4 protein-coding genes are annotated in these 4,347 nt (G+C 75.0%); all 4 read left to right on the top strand.

Annotated features, from left to right (window positions below; all coding sequences use genetic code 11):
* Window positions 1–1,626, top strand: a 1,626-nt coding sequence (locus tag G6556_RS17465) for an ABC transporter substrate-binding protein (protein ID WP_205693684.1), incomplete at its 5' end; no start/stop codon positions are given.
* Entirely contained in the window at window positions 1,608–2,585 is a 978-nt protein-coding gene (locus G6556_RS17460) for an ABC transporter permease (RefSeq protein ID WP_346774972.1), read from the top strand. The genes G6556_RS17465 and G6556_RS17460, both read left to right, overlap by 19 nt.
* 131 nt (window positions 2,586–2,716) lie before the next feature.
* On the top strand, window positions 2,717–3,517 hold the full coding sequence (locus G6556_RS17455) for an ABC transporter permease (RefSeq protein ID WP_240934687.1): 801 nt from the start codon (window positions 2,717–2,719) through the stop codon (window positions 3,515–3,517).
* Window positions 3,514–4,347, top strand: an 834-nt coding sequence (locus G6556_RS17450) for an ABC transporter ATP-binding protein (RefSeq protein WP_166944219.1), incomplete at its 3' end; no start/stop codon positions are given. The genes G6556_RS17455 and G6556_RS17450, both read left to right, overlap by 4 nt.

The raw sequence follows: 4,347 nt of genomic DNA, 5'->3' as shown, positions 1-4,347 counted from the left end.
ACGCCCACCCGACGCCGGGGCGCCCGCCCCGCCGCCGCGGCCACGCTCGCCACCACCGCCCTGCTGCTCGCCGCCTGCTCCTCCGGCGGGACCGGCGGCGGGTCCGGCGACGCCTCGACCGACGCCTCCGCCGAGCCCGTCTCCGGCGGCGACCTCCGGTTCGCCATCACGGTCGACTCCCGGTGCATCGACCCCCAGCAGGTCGGCAACAACGACGCCATCGCCGTCGCCCGGCAGACCGTCGCCTCGCTCACCGCGCAGGACCCGGACACCGGCGAGATCGTGCCGTGGCTCGCGGAGAGCTGGGAGGTCAGCGACGACGCGTCGAGCTACACCTTCCACCTGCGCGAGGGCGCCACCTACGCCGACGGCACCCCGATCGACGCGGAGTCCGTGAAGACGAACTTCGACGCGATCGTCGCGCTTGGCGCCACCGCCTCGCTCGGCTCGCAGTACCTGGTCGGCTACGAGGGCACGACGGTCGCCGACCCGCAGACGCTCACCGTCGACTTCGCCCAGCCGAGCGCGCAGTTCCTCCAGGCGAGCTCCACGTTCTCCCTCGGCCTGCTGTCGCCCGCGTCCGCGGAGCTGACGCCCGAGGAGCGCTGCGCCGGCGACTACGTGGGCTCCGGCCCGTTCCAGGTCGAGTCGTACACCCAGGACCAGGAGATCGTGCTGACCAGGGTGCCCGGCTACGACTGGTCGTCGGAGTCCGACGAGCACACCGGCGAGGCGTACCTCGAGAGCGTGACCTTCCAGGTGATCCCGGAGTCGTCGGTGCGTGCCGGCAGCCTGCAGTCCGGGCAGATCGACGCCACCGCGGCGATCGCCGCGGTGGACCAGCCGCAGTTCGACGGCAACGGGTTCTGGCTGCAGCAGCGCGCCAACCCCGGCGTGGCGTACCAGCTGTTCCCGAAGGAGTCGAGCCCGCTCGCGTCCGACGAGGCGGTGCGGGTCGCCATCTCGAAGGGCATCGACCGGCAGCAGATCGTCGACACCGTGCTCACCGAGCGCGACCAGGCGGCGACCGGCGTGCTGTCGCACTCCACCCCGCTGGCCCCGGACCTGGGTGACCTGCTCGCCTACGACCCCGACGGCGCCGAGGAGCTGCTGGACGACGCGGGCTGGGTCGTCGGTGACGACGGCATCCGCGAGAAGGACGGCCAGCGGCTGTCGACCACGGTGACCTTCTGGCAGGACCCGGCGCCGCTCGAGCTCGTGCAGCAGCAGCTGCGCCAGATCGGCGTCGACCTGCAGCTGCAGCACGTCGAGATCGCCGAGTCGACCGCGATCAAGGAGAGCGGCGACTTCGACTTCGACTACTACAACCTGACCCGGTCGGACCCGGACGTGCTGCGGCTGATCTTCTCCGCGAACGCCCGCAACATCAACGACCGTCCCGCCGAGGAGGTCGACGACCTGCTCGACCGGTCCGCCGCGGCCACCGACCCGGACGAGCGCGCCGGCCTGATCGAGGAGGCCTCCCGACTGCTGGTCGAGCACGGCCACGCCATCCCGGTCTACGAGCTGTCCACGACGATCGCCGCCGCCGACCGCGTGCACGGGCTCACGTTCGAGGGCTCCAGCCGGCTCGACTTCTACGGCGCGTGGGTGGACCCGTCCTGATGGCCCGGTACGTCGCGCGGCGCGCCGCCCAGGGGATGTTCGTGCTCTGGGCCGCGTTCACCATCGCGTTCTTCGTGCTCTACCTGCTCCCGAGCGACCCGGCGGCCCTGGCCGCCGGGTCGGGCGGAGAGGTTGCCTCGGTCGACCCGGCCCTGCTGGACGACCTGCGCGCCCGGTACGGGCTGGACCGACCCGTGCTGGTGCAGTACGCCGACGCGCTGTGGGGGGCGGTCCGGCTCGACTTCGGGCCGTCGTACCAGTCGGGCGCGCCGGCCGGGACGCTGGTGGCACAGGCCCTGCCGCAGACCCTGCTGCTCACGGGCGTCGCCCTGACGCTCGCGGTGCTCGGCGGGACGGCGCTCGCGGTGGCCAGCGTGCTGCCGCGCAGCCGGTGGCTGCGCCAGGTGCTGTCGGCGCTGCCGCCGGTGGGGGTCGCGCTGCCGACGTTCTTCATCGGGCTCGTGCTGCTGCAGTGGCTGTCGTTCCGCGCCGGCCTGCTGCCCGCGATCGGGAACGCGGGCTGGCAGAGCCTGGTGCTGCCCGCCGTGACGCTCGCGATCCCGCCCGGCGCGCAGCTCGCGCAGGTGCTGTCCCGCAGCCTGCGGGGCACGCTCGGCGAGCCGTACGTCGAGACCGCGCGCGCCAAGGGAGCCGGCCGGCTCCGGGTGCAGCTGGGGCACGCGCTGCGCAACGCGGCGATCCCGGCGTTCACGATGCTCGGCGTCCTGGTCGGCGGGCTGCTCGGCGGGGCCGTCGTCACCGAGACCGTGTTCTCCCGGGTCGGGCTCGGGCGGCTCACCGTGCAGTCCGTGAACACCCAGGACGTGCCGGTGGTGCTCGCGATCGTCGTGCTGTCGGCGCTGGTGTTCGTCGTCACCACGCTCGTCGTCGACCTGGTGTACCCGCTGCTGGACCCGCGGATCGAGCGGGCCCCGACCCGGAAGGCGGTGGCCGCGTGACCGCCACGACCACCCGCACCCCCGACGAGATCGAGATCGCCGACCGCCAGGACGCCCGGTCGATCCTGCGGCACGGGCGGGCGCGCGGCGCCGGGTCCGCCGGGCCGTGGGCCGCGCGGGCGGGGCGGTACCTGCTCCGGCGCCCGGGGCTCGTGCTGGCCGGGCTGGTCCTGCTGCTCGTCGCCGCGTGGGCCGCCGCGCCCTCGGTGTTCGCGTCCGGCGACCCGATCAGCGGCGTCCCCGCCGACCGGCTGCTGCCGCCGTCCGCCGAGCACCTGTTCGGCACCGACCACCTGGGCCGCGACGTGTGGACCCGCGTCGTGCACGGCGCCTCGCTGTCCCTGCGGACCACCGCGCTGGCCGTCCTCGTCGGCCTGGTGGTCGGCTCGGCGCTCGGCCTGCTGGCCGGGTTCCTGCGCGGGTGGGTCGACGACGTCGTGGGGCGCGGGGTCGACGTGCTGCTCGCGGTGCCGAGCATCCTGCTGTCGCTCGCGATCATCACCGCGCTCGGCACCGGGCCGACCAAGATCGCCGTTGCGGTCGGGGTCGGTGCGGTGGCGACGTTCGCCCGGGTGATGCGCGCCGAGGTGCTGCGCACGTCCACCTCGGTGTACGTCGAGGCCGCCCGCGCGTCGGGCGCCCGCTGGTGGTCGGTGCTGGGCCGGCACGTGCTGCCCAACTCCGCGGGCCCGGTGCTCGCGCTGGTCGCGCTGGAGTTCGGCGGCGCGGTGCTGGCGGTCTCCGCGCTGAGCTTCCTCGGCTACGGCACGCCGCCGCCCACGCCCGAGTGGGGGTCGCTGATCTCCGGCGGCCGCGACTACCTCGCCACCGCCTGGTGGCTCACCACCCTGCCCGGGCTCGTGATCGTGGCGGTCGTGCTGTCCGCCAACCGGGTCGCGCGGGCGCTCGAGACGACGGGAGAGGACCAGTGACGCAGCTGCAGGAGGACCGGGCCGTCGCGCCCGGCGCCGACGAGGCCACGCCGGTGCTCGAGGTCGAGGGCCTCGAGGTCGGCTACCGCACCCGGGACGGCCAGGTGTACCGGGCCGTGCGCGGGGTCGACCTCCGGGTCCGGCCCGGCGAGGTCGTCGCGCTGGTCGGCGAGTCCGGGTCCGGCAAGAGCACGACCGCGCACGCGGCGCTGCACCTGCTCGCCCGCGGCGGCTCGGTGACGGGCGGCCGGATCCGGCTCGGTGGGCGCGACGTGTCCGACCTGACCGAGCGCGAGTGGCAGGCGGTGCGCGGCCGGGAGGTCGGGCTCGTGCCGCAGGACCCGACCGTCTCGCTCAACCCCGTGCAGCGGGTCGGTGACCAGGTCGCCGAGGTGCTGGTCATCCACGGGCTGGCCCGGCGCCGGGAGGCGCGCCGCCGCGCGGTCGCCCTGCTGGAGCAGGCCGGTGTCCCGGACCCCGCGGTGCGCGCCCGGCAGTACCCGCACGAGCTCTCCGGCGGCCTGCGGCAGCGGGTGCTCATCGCCATCGCCATCGCGGCGGGGCCGCGGCTGGTCGTCGCCGACGAGCCGACCAGCGCCCTCGACGTCACGGTGCAGCGGCGGATCCTCGACCACCTGGAGACCCTGGTCCGGGACCGGGGCACGGCGCTGCTGCTCATCACGCACGACCTCGGGGTCGCCGCGGACCGGGCCGACCGGATCGTGGTGCTGGAGAACGGGGTCGTGGTCGAGGAGGGCACCGCGGACGAGGTCCTCGGGGCGCCCCGGCACCCGTACACGCGGAAGCTGATCGCGGCGGCGCCGAGCCTC

This window comes from Cellulomonas sp. IC4_254 (genome assembly GCF_011603975.1).
GTDB lineage: Bacteria > Actinomycetota > Actinomycetes > Actinomycetales > Cellulomonadaceae > Cellulomonas.
The sequence above is the reverse complement of the archived record's forward strand: the minus strand, read 5'-3'. Positions and strand labels throughout refer to the sequence as shown.